Here is a 15,245-nt window from a genome sequence, read left to right on the forward strand (position 1 = left end):
GCCCGGACCAAGGGGGTCGCGCATGGCGTGTTCCGCACCGCTCGGACCGGTGGCGATCCTGGTGCTCGGCCTTCTCCTCGAGCGTCCGATGCACCCGTACGAGATGGTTCAGACGACCGTCGCGCGTCGCGAGGACCGGTTGGCGAAGTTCCGCGCCGGCACCCTGTACCACGCGGTCGACCGGCTGTCGGAGAACGGATTGATCGAGGTCCACGAGGTCCGTCGCGAGGGCAACCGGCCCGAACGGACCGTGTACGCGATCACCGGCCCGGGTCGGGAGGCTCTGACCGAGAACCTCGAACGCATCCTCGAGACGAGACCCGAGGAGTACCCGGAGCTCTACCTCGCCCTGTCGGAGGCGCATGGTCTGCCCCGGGACCGGGTCGTCGAACTCCTCGAACGGCGGGTCGCGACCATGCGGGCCGACCTCGCCGACGTCGAGGCCGCCGTCACGGAGTTCCGGGCCCACGGGAAACCGGAGATGTTCTTCCTCGACGGGGGTTGCCGGATCGCGACGCTCACCGCCCAGATCGCCTGGCTCGACGACCTCGTCGACCGGCTCCGCACTCACCGCATCGACTGGCTCGACGATCCGGATTCGCCGTATCTCGTTCCGACCCAGCCGAATCCCGCCACGGCACCGAATGCCGCGGCAGACGCCGAACACCTCGCACAGAAGGTCGAGTAGTGATGACCCGTTCCACCCCTGACACCGGGGTCACCGGCTCCGAGGTGACGACGAGGCCCTGGGCGGCGCTGATGGCGCTGTGCGTGGGCTTCTTCATGATCCTCGTCGACATGACGATCGTGGCGGTCGCGCAGCCGCGCATCCAGGCCGACCTGAACACCGACGTCAACGGCGTCGTGTGGGTCACGAGCGCCTACCTGCTGACCTATGCGGTGCCGTTGCTCATCACCGGGCGCCTCGGCGACAAGTACGGGCCGAAGTCGATGTACCAGATCGGCCTGATCGTCTTCACGATCGCCAGCGTGTGGTGCGGACTGTCGGATTCGATCGGCGAGCTCATCGCCGCTCGCGCCCTGCAGGGCGTCGGCGCCGCGCTCATCACCCCGCAGACGATGTCGCTGATCACGCGTATCTTCCCGCCGGAGAAGCGCGGTGCGGCCATGGGTATCTGGGGCACGGTCGCCGGGGTCGCGACCCTCGTGGGGCCGCTGCTCGGCGGCGTCCTCACCGACGCGTTCGGCTGGGAATGGATCTTCTTCATCAACGTGCCCGTCGGCATCGCGGGACTCGTGCTGGCCGCGGTCCTGGTCCCGCAGGTCGAGACCAACGACCACCAGTTCGACTGGATCGGCGTGGGCTTGTCGGCCGTCGGCCTGTCCGCGCTCGTGTTCGGCATCCAGGAGGGCGAGAGCTTCGACTGGGCCGCCTGGGTCTGGGCCCTGATCGGCGGCGGGCTCATCTTCCTCGGCGTCTTCGTCTGGTGGCAGTCGCGCATCCGGACCGAGCCGCTGCTCCCGCTCTCGCTGTTCCGGGATCGCAACTTCGCGCTGGCCACCGTGGGCATCTCCTCGATGGGCTTCGCGGTGTCGGCCATGATGATCCCGCTGACCTTCTTCCTGCAGCTCGTCGGCGGGATGACCCCGACCCAGTCGGCGGTCGTGCTGGTGCCGATGGCGATCCTGACGGGCATCCTCGCGCCGATCGTCGGTCGCGTGGTCGACCGTGTGCACCCGCGGGCCATCGTCTCCACCGCGCTGCTGCTCAACGCGATCGCCATCGGCTGGCTGGGTGTGGTCGCGCGACCGGACACCCCGGTCTGGATGATCATCCTGCCCCTGTGCCTGATGGGTGTCGCGTCGGCCGGTATCTGGGCTCCCTTGGCCGCCACCGCGACCCGCAACCTGCCGTGGCATCAGGCCGGTGCGGGCGCCGGTGTGTACAACACCCTGCGCGTGATCGGCTCGGTGCTGGGCTCGGCGATGATCGGTGCCCTCCTGCAGTCGCGCCTCGCCGCCGAGCTGCCCGGGATCGACGCCGGCGCCGCGCAGGATGCGAGTGGCGCGAACCAGCTTCCGGAGTTCCTCCGCGAGGGCTTCGCCTCCGCGATGGGGCAGTCGCTGTTCCTCCCCGCGGCGGCGTTGCTGGTCGGCGTCGTGGCGACGTTCTTCTTCGTGCGGCCCGCGCATCAGATGCCGCCGGCCGCGGCCGTACCCGGTGGGCCCGCCGATGCCGCGGCGGGTAGCGCGACTCACAATGCCCCGTTGACCGGGGCCTGAGCGCGCGTCCCACGATCTGTCGGGCCCCGACCGTATGGTTTGTCACCATGCGGATCGTGCACACCTCCGACTGGCACCTGGGCCGGACGTTCCATGGTGTCGACCTGCTCGCCGACCAGCGTCGTGCGCTGAGCCACCTCGCCGAGCTGGTCGCCGCCGAATCGGCCGACGCCGTGATCGTCGCCGGCGACGTCTACGACCGTTCGGTGCCCTCGGCCGACGCGGTGCGTGCCTACGACGAAGGCCTGGCCGAGATCGCCGCCGCCGGTGCCCGGATCATCGTCACCTCGGGCAACCACGACTCGCCCACGCGCCTCGGCGCGGGGTCGGCGTTCGCGGCGGCCGGCGGACTGCACCTGCGGACCTCGATCGAGGGGATCGCCGAGCCGATCGTCCTGTCCGACGAGCACGGCGAGGTCGCGGTGTACGGCATCCCGTACCTCGAACCCGACACCGCCCGTCGCCATCTCGGGGTCGAGGAGGTGTGCGGCCACACCGCAGTTCTCGATGCCGCGATGACCCGCATCCGCGCCGACCTCGCGTCCCGGCAGGCCCGATCGATCGTCGTCGCCCACGCCTTCGTCAGCGGCGCCGCCGCCTCCGGGTCCGAGCGGTCGATCAGCGTCGGGGGAGTCGAAACCGTTCCCGCCGAGACCTTCTCCGGTGCCGATTACGTCGCCCTCGGTCATCTGCACTCGCCGCAGCGCGTCACCGACACCGTCCGGTACAGCGGTTCGCTGCTCCCGTACTCCTTCGGCGAGCGCACGCATCGCAAAGCGGTGTGGGTGGTCGACCTCGATGCCGACGGGGTCGGCGATATCCGCAAGCACGAGCTTCCGGTCGTGCGCGAGTTGAGCTCCCTCCGTGGAACACTCGACGAGTTGCTGACCTCGGAGCAGTTCGCGGGCGCCGAGGACCACTACGTCGAGGTGACCTTGACCGACGCGGTACGCCCGCTCGACGCGATGCGACGCCTGCGGGAGCGGTTCCCGTGCGCGGTGCACGTGCAGTGGGACCGCCCGCACACCGGCTCGGGGGTCGACTACCGTTCGCGGGTCCGCGGCCGGAGCGATGCCGAGATCATCAACTCCTTCATCGAGGACGTCCGCGACACCCCGACCAAGGGGGAGCGGGTGCTGATCGAACGCGCACTGCGGGCGGTCGTCGGCGAACCCGAGGCCGACGGCGAGCTCGCGCTGTTCGCCCTCGATGCGTTCGTCGCCGAGACCGCGTGAGTGCTGACGGCGTATGAGACTGCACCACATCCGGATTCGCGCGTTCGGCCCGTTCGCCGACGAGGTCACCGTCGACTTCGACGAGCTCGGGGCAGACGGGCTGTTCCTCCTGCACGGCCAGACCGGTGCCGGCAAGACCACCGTGCTCGACGCGGTGGCGTTCGCCTTGTTCGGCCGGGTCCCCGGCGCTCGTGACACCAACCGCCGACTCCACTCGGATCATGCTGCGCCCGAGACGATTCCGCAGGTCGAACTCGAGGCCACCGTCGGTTCCCGCCGATTGCGCATCACCCGATCGCCCGAGCACGAGCGCCCCAAGAAGCGCGGCGACGGGAAACGCAAGATCAACGCGTGTGCGTCGCTCGTCTGGGTGGACGGTTCGGGCCCTGACCTGACCCGCATCCCGGAGATCGGCGAGGCGGTCGTCCGCCTGCTCGGTATGAGCGCCGAGCAGTTCTTCCAGGTGGTCCTGTTGCCGCAGGGCGACTTCGCCCGGTTCCTCCGCGCGCACTCCGACGAGCGGGAGGAGCTGCTGGAGCGCCTCTTCGACACCGAGCGGTTCGGCGACCTCGAGGAATGGCTCCGCGATCGTGCCCGCGAGAGCGCGTCCTCCTTGGCCGAGCAGACCGGCACCCTGGACCGCATCGCCGGGCAGATCGTGGCGATCAGCGGCACGCAGGCGCCTGCCGAACCGGACTTCGACTGGGCCCAGGCATGTCTCGACACGGCCCGGCAGACCGCCGCGTCCGCGCTCGCCGAATCGACCGCCGCGCAGGCGGCCGTCGAACAGGCCGAAGCCGCCCACGAACACGGCAGGCGCGTCGACGATCTACGTCGCCGCGGTCTGCAGGCGCGCGACCGGCTCGCCCGCCTCACCGAGGGGGAGGTGACGCTGACGGCCGCCGAGCGGTCACGCCGGCTCGCCCTGCGCGCCGCACCCATCGCGCCCCTGGCCGACGACCACGAGCGCGTGGCCGCCGACCTGGCCTCGGCGACGGCCGCGGCCGACCACGCACGTGACGCCCTCAGCGAACTCGCCGAGGGTGCGAAACTGTGCGAATCCGACTGCGACGATGCAGCTCTCGTCGCGGCCGTCGACCGATGGACCGAGGAATCTGGTCGCTGGGAACCGCTGGCGAAGCGTGTCGCCGAGCGGCCCCGGCTGGTCGCCGACATCGACGGACTCGAGAAGACGATCGCCGGCGCGGAGCAGCAGGCCGACGAAACCCGGACGTGGCTCGAGTCGGTACCGGCTCGCCGCGACGAGGCAGTCGCCGCACTCCGGGCGGCGGACGAACTACGTGTCCAGGCGCCGAAGCTGCACGCCGAACGCGACCACGCCCGCCGTGTTCTCCAGGCCTTCACCGACCGCGACGAGGTGCTCGCGCAGCTCGCCGACGCCGAACGGGACCTTCTCGACGCGCGGGAGCAGCACTCTGCCGCACGGGAACAGCAGCTCGACATCCGCGAACGACGCCTCACCGGCATGGCCGTCGAACTCGCCGGTGCCCTCGTCGACGGGCACCCGTGCGCGGTTTGCGGCTCGGTCGGTCATCCCGCGCCGGCCACCGGCGACGCCGGCACCTCGGTGGGCGAGGCCCAGGAGAAGGAAGCCGCGGCCGCCGAAGAGCGTGCGAGCGCGATCAGGGCCATCGCCCAGTCCGCGGTCGCCGCACTGCAGGAGCGGCAGGCCAATCTCGATGCCGTCATCGCCGGCGCCGACCGCGCCGCCACCCGGGCAGGTCACGACCGCCTCGCCGCCGACCTCGCGGCTGCCGAGCGGGCGGCCGTCCGCACGCCGTCGCTGCAGGACGCGGTCGAACGCATCGACGCCGAGATCGCCGACCGGCGCCGGACCCTGGCCGATCACGAGACCGCGCAGGCGCGGCGTCGTGAACGCCTGACGACCCTGCGCGAGAAGCTGGGCGCCCTCGACGCCGAGGTCCACGAGGCGACCGGCGGGCGGATGGGGGTCGCGGAGCGTCGTCGCGAACTCGCCGAACTCTGCCGCCGCACAAGGACTCTGCGGGAGGCCCGGCGCGAGCTCGACCGGACCCGCCGACGGCAGGCCGAGATCGCCGAGCGGCTCACCGTCGCCTGTGCCGCCGCCGAATTCACCGGAGCGGACGAGGTCCGGTCGGCCGCCGCGTCGCCGGGTCAGATCCGACAGTGGGAGAAGCTCCTCGAAGAGGCGGCGGCGATACGCGCCGGCGCGGAGGAGACCCTCGCCGATCCCGACGTGTGCGCGGCGCTGGAGGCGCCCGAGGTCGATGTCGCCGGTCTGACGGCGGATCTGGTGGCCGCACGTGCCCGCCGCGACGATGCCGCCCGCGTGAATGCGGTGGCCGCGCAGCGCCGTACGGACCTCGAGGAGTACGTCGCCGGCTTCTGGGCCGCCCTCGACGCACTCGCACCGCTGAAGGCACGACACGAGGAGCTGCAGGGCCTCGCGGAACTGGTGAGCGGCCGCGGACAGAACTCCCGACGCATGTCGCTGCGGTCGTACGTGCTCGCCGCCCGGCTCGACGAGGTGCTCGTCGCCGCGTCCGGACGTCTCCGCGAGATGTCATCGGGCCGTTATGAATTCGTCCACTCGGACGCCGCCGGTGTGCGCGGTCGCCGCGGCGGCCTGGGCATCGAGGTCCGCGACGAGTACACCGGCGTGCTGCGGGCCACCACGACGCTGTCGGGTGGAGAGACGTTCTTCGCCTCGCTGGCCCTCGCGCTGGGTCTGGCCGATGTCGTCTCGGCCGAATCCGGCGGTCGCGTCCTCGACACGATCTTCATCGACGAGGGTTTCGGCACCCTCGACCCCGAAGCCCTCGACCTCGTGATGGGCGTCCTCGACGACCTCCGCTCCGGCGGTCGCGTCGTCGGCGTCGTCAGTCACGTCGACGAGTTGCGGGCCCGGATTCCGGCGCAACTGCACGTCCTGCGCGGCGAACACGGCTCGACGCTGCGGGTGCAGAGTCCGCTCGGCGTGTCGTGAGCAGCCCGATTGTGATGTGCCGGTGAGCGTGCGCTAGTCTGGGTTCCGCCCGATGAGCCCCCGTAGCTCAGGGGATAGAGCGTCTGCCTCCGGAGCAGAAGGCCGCAGGTTCGAATCCTGCCGGGGGCACAGATACACAGAATCACCACTTTTGGAGAAACCCACCGCCCTTCGGGCCGGTGGGTTTCTCCATTTCTGGTGGGTTTGCGCTTCCGCGTCAGTTCATCGGCAGCGGCTGGGCATTGCGTTCGGCCAGCATCGCCTCGATGATCCCGATCTCCTTGTCCTGCGTGCGTTCCATCGCCGATGCGAGGTCGCGGACGTAGGGCTGCGAAACGTTGTCGGGATTCGCGGCGTACTCCATCATGTGGAGCCCGCCCTCGTGGTGGCGAAGCATCAGCTGCAGGAAGGTCGTGTCGACCTCCGGCCCGCGCATCGCGCGGAACCGCTCCATCTCGGCCGACGTCGCCATGCCCGGCATGGCCGGCTGCTCGACGTCGGCGGCCGGAGTGGCCCCGTGATCTCCGTGGCCCATGTCGCCGTGATCCATGTCGCCGTGGTCCCCGTGATCGTCACCGGTCGCCTCCGTCGACGATCCATGGCCCATCCAGCCCATCGTCTCGCCGGGGTTGGTGACGGGCTGGCCCCACCGGGTCAGCCACGACTGCATCTGGCCGATCTCGTTGCTCTGCGCGGTGAGGATGTCGAAGGCCATGCTGCGGACCTGGGGATCGGTGCCGTGCTCGAGTTCGATCGCGGCCATCTCGACGCCCTGCTCATGGTGACGCGTCATGTCCTGCGCGAAGCCGACCGCGGCCGAGTTCGCCGCGGGGGAGTCCTCGCCGGAGGAGTCGTCGGCCAGGCTCGCCTGGATCAGCAGGCCGAGGCCGACGCCGACCAGGAGCAGCGCCACTGCGGCGAGTGCGAGAAGGGCAGGGCTCCGACGCGACGGGGCGGTCTCGGTACCCGCGGGTGTCGTCGTGCTCTCAGGTGTCTCGCTCATGTTCGTTCCTCGCCTGATCAGCCCGCGGGCATCGGGTTGTTGCCGCCGCCGCCCATGGGGACGGCGTCGGGGCCGGGCTCACCTTCGTCGGCCGGCGGGGGATTCGACGGATCGAAGCCCGGGATGGCGGTACAGGTGGCCTGGGTCTCCGGGTAGGCCGCGGTCTGCGGGTTCTCCGGGTAGACGCCGGGCATCATGTTGCGGCGCAGCGAGGTGATGAACTGATCGACCCGCGGGTCGTTCGCCGAGTCCAGCTTCAGCTGGTGGCCCCAGCTCTGCAGGGAGACCGGCTTGTCGAGGCCGGGGTACGGCGACAGGAACAGGTACTGCTCGCCGCGCACGAGTCGCTTGAGGTAGTCGATGTCTTCGGGCGAAGCCGTGTCGGGGTTGTAGGTGATCCAGACGGCGCCGTGCTCGAGGGCGTGGACGGCGTTCTCCGACCGCAGCGGGTTCGGATAGACGACGCCGGTACAGGTCGCCCAGATCTCGTCGTGCGGACCGCCGAACGGCGGCGACTGGTCGTAGGCGACGCGCTGCGACGCGTTCACATGCTTGCCCGCCTCGTAGTAGATCTTCGTCACACCGTCGATGCCCTGCGACGGGTCCGGGGTCTGCGGCGACGGGACGAACCCTTCGGCCGACTGGACCGCGACGTCGTCCTTCTCGTTGGCGCGCTTCTCGTTGAGCTTGGGGAGCAGATAGATCGCGAGTCCGGCGACGAGGCCGATGACCACGACGACTGCGCCGATCAGCATCCAGTCGACCTGTCGGCCGGTCGCAGTGGGTACGGACCCGGACTTCTTACGAGCCTTGGGGACGTTGGCCCCTGGTTTGCGCGCCATTGACTTCTTTCCTCGTACGACGGGGGTCGCCGTGCGCGCGGGCGGTCGTACCCCCCGACGCGCGCTCGGCGCACACGAGTCTACTGGTGGACAGCACCCGCTCTGGGAGGGTGCGATTATCGACGAGCGGCCCTCGGCCAATAGGATGGTGTCCCGTGACTCCCGCCGACCTGGCCGCGCTGCTGCGCGCCGTGACCCTGACCGTGGTCCGCGACCGCGGACTGGACGAGAACCTGGTGCCCGACTCCGTCGTCGTCGAGCGCCCCCGTCACGCTGACCACGGCGATTACTCCACCAACGTCGCCCTGCAGCTCGGCAAGCGACTCGGTGTGGCGCCCCGTGAGCTGGCCGGATGGCTCGCCGAGGCGTTCGCCGGCGACGAGGGCATCGCGAAGTCGGAGATCGCCGGTCCCGGCTTCGTCAACATCTGGCTCGGTGCGGCCGCCCAGAACACCGTCGTGAAGACCGTGCTCGAGCAGGGCGAGAGCTACGGCCGCGGCAAGGAGCTGGCCGGCTCGATCATCAACCTGGAGTTCGTCTCGGCCAACCCGACCGGACCGATCCACCTCGGCGGCACCCGCTGGGCCGCCGTCGGTGACGCGCTCGGCCGTGTCCTGGCCGCTCGCGGCGCCGACGTGACGCGTGAGTACTACTTCAACGACCACGGCGCCCAGATCGACCGCTTCGCGCGGTCGCTGGAGGCCGCGGCGCTGGGCAACCCGACCCCGGAGGACGGATACGCCGGCGACTACATCGCCGACATCGCCGCGCAGGTCGTCGCGAAGGTGCCCGATGTGCTGTCGCAGCCCGTGGCGGACCGGCTCGAGACCTTCCGCTCCATCGGTGTGGACCTCATGTTCGACCACATCAAGCAGAGCCTGCACGACTTCGGCACGGACTTCGACGTCTACACCCACGAGGACAAGATGTTCGCGACGGGCCTCGTCGACGAGTGCATCGAACAGCTCAAGGGCAACGGCAACCTGTACGAGAACGACGGTGCGTGGTGGCTGAAGTCCACCGACTTCGGTGACGACAAAGACCGTGTCGTCATCAAGAGCGACGGCAACGCCGCCTACATCGCCGGTGACATCGCCTACTACCGCGACAAGCGCAACCGCGGCTTCAACCTGTGCATCTACATGCTCGGTGCCGACCACCACGGTTACATCAGCCGCCTCAAGGCCGCCGCGGCCGCGCTCGGCGACGACCCGGCCACCGTCGAGGTCCTCATCGGGCAGATGGTGAACCTGGTCAAGGACGGCAAGCCGGTGCGCATGTCGAAGCGCGCGGGCACGGTCATCACCCTCGACGACCTCGTCGACGCCGTGGGTGTCGACGGTGCGCGGTATTCGCTGATCCGCTCGTCGGTGGACGTCAACATCGACATCGACCTGGACCTGCTGACCAAGCAGTCCAACGACAACCCGGTCTACTACGTGCAATACGCACATGCCCGGATGTCGGCGCTGGCGCGCAACGCCGCCGTCCTGGGTGTGGTGTCCTCGCTCGATCACCTCGACCTGCTCGACGACCCCGCCGAGGGCGAATTGATTCGCACGATCGGCGATTTCGACGAGGTCGTCGCCACCGCGGCCACGCTGCGCGAGCCGCACCGCGTCTGCCGCTACCTCGAGGTCCTCGCCGGCACCTACCACCGCTTCTACGCGAAGTGCCGCGTCCTGCCCCAGGGCGACGAAGAGGTGGCCGACATCCACCGCGCGCGGCTCGCGCTGTGTGAGGCCACCCGCCAGGTCCTGGCCAACGGCCTCGGACTGGTCGGCGTCAGCGCTCCGGAGCAGATGTGAGCGCGCACCCGGCCGGCCCGCGGCACGCCGAACTGCTGGCCGCGCCGCATCTCGCGCAGCGTCCGAACGATCCGGCCGTCCTCGCCGCCCTCCCGCCCCAGGTGTGGCCGCGCAACGCCGCCCGCGACGAGTCGGGTGAGCTTCGTATCGCCGGAGTGCCGGTGAGCGAGCTGGCCGCCGAGTTCGGCACCCCGGCGTTCATCGTCGACGAGGCCGATTTCCGGTCCCGGTGCCGCGACATGATGGCGGCGTTCGGCCCCTTCGGCCGGGTGCACTACGCGTCGAAGGCCTTCCTGTGCAGCGAGGTGGCGCGCTGGGTGAACGAAGAGGGGCTCTCCCTCGACGTGTGCAGCGGCGGCGAACTGGCGATCGCGCTGCACGCCGGTTTCCCCGCGGAACGGATCGCGTTGCACGGCAACAACAAGAGCCCCGAGGAGCTGGCCGCGGCGGTTGACGCCGGGATCGGGCACGTGGTCCTCGACTCGATGATCGAGATCGACCGGCTCGACGCGATCTCCGGTGAGCGCGGCGTCGTCACCGACGTCCTCGTCCGCGTCACCGTCGGTGTGGAGGCGCACACCCACGAGTTCATCTCGACCGCCCACGAGGACCAGAAGTTCGGCTTCGCCCTCGCCGGCGGGGTCGCGATGCAAGCCATCCGGCGGGTCTTCGCGACCGACAACCTCCGCCTCGTCGGTCTGCACAGCCACATCGGTTCGCAGATCTTCGACATGGACGGTTTCGAGCTCGCCGCCCACCGCGTCCTCGGCCTGCTCCACGATGTCGTCGACGAGTTCGGCGTCGAGAAGACCTCGCAGATGTCCATCGTGGATCTCGGTGGGGGGCTGGGTATCTCGTACCTCGAGGAGGAGCGCCCGCTGCCGGTGCAGAAGGTTGCCGAGACCCTCGCTCACATCGTCCGCCGCGAATCCGAAGCCGTCGGACTGCCGATGCCGATCATCGCAATCGAGCCCGGCCGCGCGATCGCCGGACCCGGCACCGTCACGCTCTACCGCGTGGGCACCGTCAAGGACGTGGAACTCGGCGGTGGTGCCACCCGCCGCTACATCTCCGTCGACGGCGGGATGAGCGACAACATCCGTACCGTCCTGTACCAGGCCGAATACGACGTCCGGCTGGTCTCGCGGGTGTCCGACGCACGTGCGGTCGTCTGCCGCGTCGTCGGGAAGCACTGCGAGAGCGGTGACATCGTGATCAAGGACTGCTGGCTGCCCGAGGACCTGGGTCCCGGTGACCTGATCGCGGTCGCCGCCACCGGCGCCTACTGCTACTCGATGTCGAGCCGGTACAACATGACCATGCGGCCGCCGGTGGTGGCCGTGGCCGATGGGGCAGCACGCCTGATGCTGCGGCGCGAGACCATCGACGACTTCCTCAGCCTGGAGGTGGGCTCGTGACCGGATCTGTCCAGAACGCAAGCGACACAAGCGAGGTGAATGCCGTGCGACCCATCGGGGTGGCGGTACTCGGGATGGGCAACGTCGGTGCCGAGGTGGTGCGCATCATCACCGACAATGCCGACGACCTGCGAGCGCGCGTGGGCGCACCGGTGGAGATCCGGGGCGTCGCGGTGCGAGATCTCAACCGGCCGCGCAAGATCGGCCAGGAACTGCTGACCGACGATCCCGCGTCGCTGATCGCACGCGACGACGTCGACATCGTCGTCGAACTCATGGGCGGCATCGACCCGGCCCGGGCGCTGATCCGTACCGCGCTCGAGAGCGGTAAGTCGGTCGTGACCGCCAACAAGGCGTTGCTGGCCGAGTACACCGGTGAGCTCGCGAGCGCGGCCGCCGACGCGAAGGTCGACCTGTACTTCGAGGCCGCGGTCGCCGGTGCAATCCCGGTCATCCGCCCGCTGATGCAGTCGCTCGCCGGCGACACCGTCGAGCGCGTCGCCGGAATCGTCAACGGCACCACCAACTTCATCCTGTCGGCCATGGACGAGACCGGCGCCGACTACGCCGACACGCTCGCCGAGGCGGGCCGTCTCGGATATGCCGAGGCCGACCCGACAGCCGACGTCGAGGGTTACGACGCGGCGGCCAAGGCCGCGATCCTCGCGTCGATAGCCTTCCATTCGCGGGTCACCGCCGCCGACGTCCACCGCGAGGGGATCTCCTCGGTCACCGCGGCCGACCTGCTCGCCGCGAAGAAGTTCGACTGCACGATCAAGCTGCTCTCGATCTGCGAGCGCGTTCGCGATGTCGACGGCTCCCAGCGGGTCTCGGCTCGCGTGTACCCGGCACTGATCCCGCTGACCCACCCGCTCGCCACCGTCAACGGGGCGTTCAACGCGGTGGTCGTCGAGGCCGAGAACGCCGGTCGGCTCATGTTCTACGGCCAGGGCGCCGGTGGCTCGCCCACCGCGTCGGCCGTGCTCGGCGACATGGTGATGGCCGCGCGCAACCGTGTGCACGGCGGACGCGGTCCGCTGGAGTCGACCTATGCGTCGCTGCCGATCGCCCCGATCGACGACGTGTTCACCCGCTACTACATCTCGATGCGCGTCGCCGACCGCCCGGGCGTGCTCGCACAGGTCGCCGGCGAGTTCACCAAGCGTTCGGTGAGCATCGCCGCGGTGCGCCAGGAAGGCGCAGGCGACGACGCCCGCCTGATCGTGGTGACCCATCGGGCCCCGGACCGCGCGCAGTCGGATTGCGTTGCGGCGCTAGAAGACATGGACGCCGTCATCAAGGTGTCGAGTGTGTTGCGATTGGAAGGTACCGATGACTGAGACGACTCCCGCGCCCGTGCACCGCGCGTGGCCCGGCCTGATCGAGGCATACCGTTCGCGGCTGCCCGTCGCCGACGACTGGAAGGTCGTCACCCTGCTCGAGGGCGGCACCCCACTGATCAGCGCCCCGCATCTGTCGTCGCTGACCGGTTGTGAGGTGTATCTCAAGGTCGAGGGCCTCAACCCGACCGGCTCCTTCAAGGACCGCGGCATGACCATGGCCGTGAGCAACGCGGTCAACAACGGCAAGACCGCCGTGCTGTGCGCCTCGACGGGCAACACCTCCGCCTCGGCGGCCGCCTACGCCACCCGCGCCGGGATCACGTGCGCGGTGCTCATCCCGCAGGGCAAGATCGCGATGGGCAAGCTCGCCCAGGCGGTCATGCACGGCGCCAAGATCATCCAGGTGCAGGGCAACTTCGACGACTGCCTCGAGCTCGCCCGCAAGGCGACTGCGGAGTTCAGTGAGATCGAGCTCGTGAACTCGGTCAACCCGGCCCGCATCGAGGGGCAGAAGACGGCCGCCTTCGAGATCGTCGACGTCCTCGGTCGCGCCCCCGACGTGCACGCGCTGCCCGTCGGCAACGCCGGCAACATCACGGCCTACTGGAAGGGCTACACCGAGTACCACGCCGACGGTGTGTCGTCCTCGGTGCCGCGGATGCTCGGTGTGCAGGCCGCCGGTGCGGCCCCGCTGGTGAACGGCGCCCCCGTCAAGGAGCCGGAGACCATCGCGACCGCGATCCGCATCGGCTCGCCCGCGAGCTGGAACCAGGCCGTCGCCGCCAAGGAGGAGTCGAACGGACAGTTCCGCGCGGCCACCGATGAGAAGCTGCTCGAGGCCTACCGCCTGATCGCGGGCAAGGAAGGCGTCTTCGTGGAGCCGGCGTCCGCCGCGAGCGTGGCCGGACTCCTCGCAGCACGTGCCGACGGCTGGATCGAGGCCGGCTCGACGGTCGTATGCACCGTGACCGGCAACGGTCTGAAAGACCCCGACACCGCGCTGGCGGGCATCCCCGAGGTCGAGGCGATCCCGGTCGATCCGGTGGCGGTGGCGAATGCGCTCGGTGTCGGCTGAGTCCGCCGGGGTCGAGGAGATGACGCACAACGGCGAGATGACCGAGCCCGGGGTGGCGACGCGACAGCTACCCGTGGGTGTCTCGGCGCGCGTGCGGGTGCCGGCGTCGAGTGCCAACCTCGGACCGGGATTCGACTGTCTGGGCATCGCTTTGGGCATCTACGACGAGGTGATCGTCGAGACCGTCGACGACGGGATCGTGCTGGACGTCGAGGGGGAGGGTTCGGCCGACGTCCCGCGCGACGAGTCCCACCTGGTCGTGCGTGCCCTCAATCGTGGACTCACCCACGCCGGCGTGTCCGCTCCGGGCCTGAAGTTGCGCTGCGTCAACCAGATCCCGCATTCGCGGGGCCTCGGGTCCTCGGCCGCGGCCGCGGTGTCCGGCCTCGCCGCCGCCTCCGGTCTGATCTCCGCCGCGGGCTTCGGCGCGGGTCTGTCGACCGACGAACTGGTCCAGCTGTCCAGCGAGTTCGAGGGACACCCCGACAACGCCGCCGCGAGCGTCCTCGGTTCGGTCGTCGTCACCTGGACGGAGACCGCCGACGACGTGAACTCGTATCACGCCCACCGGCTGTCGGTACACCCCGATGTCTGCGCGACCGTGTTCGTGCCCGACACCGAGTCGTCGACGTCGTTCACCCGTGGGCTGCTGCCGGATGCGGTGCCGCGCGCCGATGCGGTGTTCAATCTGAGCCGGGCCGCGCTCGCCGTCGTGGCGCTGACCTCCGACCCGCGCAACCTGATGGCCGCCTCGGCGGACCGGTTGCACCAGCCCTATCGTGCGTCGGCGATGGTGCCGACCAGCGAACTCGTCGCCGAACTGCGTGCGCGCGGACATGCCGCGACGGTCTCCGGCGCCGGGCCGACGGTGCTCGTGCTCGGTACCGCGCCGATCCCGGCCGACATCCGGGTGCTCGCTCAGGGACTCGGTTTCACCACCCACTCGGTGGCCATCGCCGGCGGCGTGGACATCAGCGCAGGCTGAGTTGCCGCTCCACGGCGGGGGCGAAGCGTTTCGTCACGGGGCGCCCGGGGAATACCCGACGTGCAACGCACGTTGGGAACGAGGTGTTCAGCGGTGTTCAGCCGAGGATCACAACCTCCGATCGATGTCTTCATTTGGCACTTTCGGCGTGTTGCCCCTATCATGCGAACGGGGTTAACATATTCTGGTCTAGCCGCGCGGGCTTGTCCCGCCGTGCTTCTCATCCATCACCGATCGGGACCACCGATCGTATCCGGCCGGGGTCGTGGGTCTCTGTCGACGGTGCCGAAGCACGGGTGGCTC

The 15,245-nt window shown here is 69.8% G+C and carries 11 protein-coding genes and 1 tRNA gene; 10 read left to right on the plus strand and 2 right to left on the minus strand.

The window, feature by feature from the left end; all coding sequences use genetic code 11:
• Positions 1-22 precede the first annotated feature (22 nt).
• The 5 genes from GOALK_RS19230 to GOALK_RS19250 all read left to right on the plus strand — a co-directional run bounded on the left by GOALK_RS19230 (position 23) and on the right by GOALK_RS19250 (position 6,597).
• Positions 23-688, plus strand: a complete 666-nt coding sequence (locus GOALK_RS19230; protein WP_006360501.1) for a PadR family transcriptional regulator — start codon at positions 23-25, stop codon at positions 686-688.
• Between the two features lie 2 nt (positions 689-690).
• Positions 691-2,244 carry a DHA2 family efflux MFS transporter permease subunit gene (locus tag GOALK_RS19235; RefSeq protein ID WP_040004356.1) on the plus strand — a complete coding sequence of 518 codons (1,554 nt, stop codon included), beginning with the start codon at positions 691-693 and terminating at the stop codon, positions 2,242-2,244.
• A gap of 47 nt (positions 2,245-2,291) precedes the next feature.
• A complete protein-coding gene (locus tag GOALK_RS19240) occupies positions 2,292-3,479 on the plus strand; it encodes an exonuclease SbcCD subunit D (RefSeq protein WP_006360503.1) in 1,188 nt (395 codons plus the stop codon).
• A 13-nt stretch (positions 3,480-3,492) separates the two neighbouring features.
• Positions 3,493-6,468 (plus strand): AAA family ATPase, encoded by a 2,976-nt coding sequence (locus GOALK_RS19245; protein ID WP_006360504.1) that lies wholly within the window; start codon positions 3,493-3,495, stop codon positions 6,466-6,468.
• 56 nt (positions 6,469-6,524) lie between these two features.
• Positions 6,525-6,597, plus strand: a tRNA-Arg gene (locus GOALK_RS19250).
• Positions 6,598-6,685: 88 nt separating this feature from the next.
• Here GOALK_RS19250 and GOALK_RS19255 read toward each other — a convergent pair.
• The gene (locus GOALK_RS19255) at positions 6,686-7,471 is read right to left on the minus strand and encodes a DUF305 domain-containing protein (RefSeq protein WP_006360505.1); all 786 of its coding nucleotides are present in this window, start codon (positions 7,469-7,471) and stop codon (positions 6,686-6,688) included.
• Positions 7,472-7,488: 17 nt separating this feature from the next.
• Entirely contained in the window at positions 7,489-8,313 is an 825-nt protein-coding gene (locus GOALK_RS19260; protein WP_006360506.1) for a thioredoxin-like domain-containing protein, read from the minus strand.
• A gap of 155 nt (positions 8,314-8,468) precedes the next feature.
• Here GOALK_RS19260 and argS point away from each other — a divergent pair, with 155 nt between their 5' ends.
• The 5 genes from argS to thrB are packed head-to-tail and all read left to right on the plus strand — an operon-like array spanning position 8,469 to position 14,942.
• The gene (argS, locus tag GOALK_RS19265; protein WP_006360507.1) at positions 8,469-10,121 is read left to right on the plus strand and encodes an arginine--tRNA ligase; all 1,653 of its coding nucleotides are present in this window, start codon (positions 8,469-8,471) and stop codon (positions 10,119-10,121) included.
• Positions 10,118-11,539, plus strand: a complete 1,422-nt coding sequence (lysA, locus tag GOALK_RS19270; protein WP_006360508.1) for a diaminopimelate decarboxylase — start codon at positions 10,118-10,120, stop codon at positions 11,537-11,539. The genes argS and lysA overlap by 4 nt, the downstream gene beginning before the upstream one ends.
• On the plus strand, positions 11,536-12,879 hold the full coding sequence (locus GOALK_RS19275; protein WP_006360509.1) for a homoserine dehydrogenase: 1,344 nt from the start codon (positions 11,536-11,538) through the stop codon (positions 12,877-12,879). Before lysA ends, GOALK_RS19275 begins: the two co-directional genes overlap by 4 nt.
• Positions 12,872-13,957 carry a threonine synthase gene (gene thrC / locus GOALK_RS19280; RefSeq protein ID WP_006360510.1) on the plus strand — a complete coding sequence of 362 codons (1,086 nt, stop codon included), beginning with the start codon at positions 12,872-12,874 and terminating at the stop codon, positions 13,955-13,957. The genes GOALK_RS19275 and thrC overlap by 8 nt, the downstream gene beginning before the upstream one ends.
• Positions 13,938-14,942, plus strand: coding sequence for a homoserine kinase (gene thrB, locus GOALK_RS19285; protein ID WP_006360511.1), 1,005 nt, complete (start codon positions 13,938-13,940; stop codon positions 14,940-14,942). Before thrC ends, thrB begins: the two co-directional genes overlap by 20 nt.
• Positions 14,943-15,245 lie beyond the last annotated feature (303 nt).

Origin of the sequence: Gordonia alkanivorans NBRC 16433 (genome assembly GCF_000225505.1) — a bacterium.
Taxonomy (GTDB): Bacteria; Actinomycetota; Actinomycetes; order Mycobacteriales; family Mycobacteriaceae; genus Gordonia; species Gordonia alkanivorans.